At 71.9% G+C, this 1,593-nt stretch carries 1 protein-coding gene; it reads right to left on the reverse strand.

Features of this window, described 5'->3' with window-relative positions:
* Positions 1 to 107: 107 nt before the first annotated feature.
* The coding region (locus tag I53_RS11595; protein ID WP_051044781.1) for a 3-hydroxyacyl-CoA dehydrogenase at positions 108 to 1,593 on the reverse strand (1,486 nt) is incomplete at its 5' end.

Below are 1,593 nucleotides of genomic sequence, written 5' to 3' on the forward strand. Positions count from 1 at the left end.
AGCCCCGACGGATGCGGCCTCGGCCGTCAACAGGGCGCTGCCCTGCACCCGCGAAAGGTTCCGGACCTTTCGAAACCGGGACTTGGTGTGCGCAAGCCGACACGGCATCAGGCCGAAGCCTTCCACTCGGCGAAGCGGCCATCTTCGGCGGCGAGGCGCTTCAGGAGCGGCGCCGGTTCCTGGCTGTCGTCGCCGGTCTCGGCCGCGAAGCGCGACAGCGCCTCGGCGACCGTCCGCAGCCCGACCGTATCGGCCCAGTGCATCGGGCCGCCGCGCCAGGCCGGCCAGTTGTAGCCGTTGATCCAGATCGTATCGATGTCGCTCGGCCGGGCCGCGATACCCTCCTCCAGGATCCGCGCGCCCTCGTTGACCATCGGGTACATCAGCCGCGCCACGATCGCGTCCGGCGTGAAGCTGCGGCGCGCGATGCCGTGCTCGGCGGCGACGCGGGCGATCAGGGCCTCCACGTCCGGGTCGCGGGTGCCGGTGCGGGCGCCGTCCGGGTAGAGGTAGAAGCCGCGGCCGGTCTTCTGGCCGTAGCGGCCCTGCTCGGCCAGCGAATCGGCGACCGGCGCCCGGCCGCCGAAATCCTTGCGCGAGCGCCAGCCGATATCGAGCCCCGCGAGATCGCTCATGGCGAAGGGGCCCATCCGGAAGCCGAAACCGGTCACCGCCGCGTCGACCTCGTGCGGCAGCGCCCCCTCGAGCAGCAGGCGCTCGCCGGCGCGGCTGCGGCGCTCCAGCATGCGGTTTCCGACGAAGCCGAAGCAGACCCCCACCGTCACCGGCAGCTTGTTGAGGCGCTTGCCGAGATCCAGGGCGGTGGCGAGCACGTCCGGCGCGGTCTTCTCGGCCCGGACTACCTCCACGAGGCGCATGACGTTGGCGGGGCTGAAGAAGTGCAGGCCGAGCACGTCCTGCGGCCGGCTCGTCACCGCCGCGATGGCGTTCACGTCGAGGTAGGAGGTGTTGGTGGCCAGGATCGCGCCAGGTTTGGCGATGGCGTCGAACTTGGAAAAAATCTCCCGCTTGACGCCCATGTCCTCGAAGGCTGCTTCGATGACGATGTCGGCCTCCGCGGCGTTCTCCAGGCCGATCGCCCCCGTGATCCGGCCGACCCGCTCGTCGCGCTGCGCCTCGGTGATCGAGCCGCGCTTGGCCGAGCCGGCATAGAGGCCCCTCACCCGGTCGAGACCGCGCTCCAGGGCACCGGCCTCCGTTTCGATCACCGTCACGGGGATGCCGGCATTGGCGAAGCACATGGCGATCCCGCCGCCCATCGTGCCGGCGCCGATCACCGCCGCCGTCCGGACGGGGCGGCGGGGCGTGTCCTTCGGCAGGCCGGGGACGCGGGCCGCCTCGCGCTCGGCGAAGAAGGCGTAGCGCAGGGCCTTCGAGCGCGGATCCTCCACCAGGGTGCGGAACTCGGCCCGCTCCACCGCGACGGCGGCGTCGAAATCCTGCTCCAGGCCGGCGCGCACGGCCCGCACCAGGGCGTGGACGTTGGTGGCGTCGGGATCCCGCTTCACCGCCTCGGCGGCCAAGCTCTCGAACCGCTCCCGGGCCTCCGGCGTGAGCTTCTCCGACCGGTCG

It is taken from the genome of Methylobacterium sp. B1 (genome assembly GCF_000333255.1).
In the GTDB taxonomy this organism is placed as follows: Bacteria; Pseudomonadota; Alphaproteobacteria; order Rhizobiales; family Beijerinckiaceae; genus Methylobacterium; species Methylobacterium fujisawaense.